This is a genomic window from Aquaspirillum soli (genome assembly GCF_054781915.1).
The window spans coordinates 1-578 of sequence record NZ_BAAGTM010000039.1 but is presented as its reverse complement, the minus strand read 5'-3'; the positions used below and the strand labels follow the sequence as shown (position 1 = coordinate 578).

General features: G+C 54.7%; 1 protein-coding gene. It reads left to right on the top strand.

The genetic code is table 11. The features are described 5' to 3' along the window. A partial coding sequence (locus ACYVJG_RS12915) for a DUF4214 domain-containing protein (protein WP_460431415.1) occupies window positions 1–344 on the top strand: 344 nt, incomplete at its 5' end. Window positions 345–578: the final 234 nt, after the last annotated feature.

The window sequence follows — 578 nt, the reverse complement described above, 5'->3', positions numbered from 1 at the left end:
GCTTGTTCCAAACCTTCCTCAACCGCGATGCCTCGGTCAGTGAATGGCAACTGGGTAAACAAGCCGCCACCGACTATCAAGTCGGCCGGCTGTCGGCGGATGTTATCTTTGCTTGGTTCCAAGCCCAGAACAGTAACTTGGCCAAAATGGATAACACCACCTACGTTCAGACCCTGTACCAAAACACCTATGGCCGCCAAGCCAACACCACCGAGCTCAACGGTCATCTGGCTGAATTGCAAAACAACAGCCTTGACCGCAACGGACTCGCAGTCAAAATCGCCGCCAGCAGCGAAGCCATTACCGCCATCGGTACGGTGATGCAGTTTGATGGGTGGGTGTAAGCGCTTTTAAACTAGCGTAGAGGTAGATTGGGTTGCCGGTGGTTGGCAACCCAATAATTGTGAACATATTTTCGAGCTCTTAGCTCAACAGCAAACGGCGTTAAAGAATGAACTACTCCCGCTGACCGGCTAGCGCCGGTACAGCGTGAGTTTCGTGGCTCAGCACGGCGAAACGTCCACCGCTCCCCACCTCGGCCAGTTCCTGACCGGAGGCGCTACCTGTCAGCGCCCAAT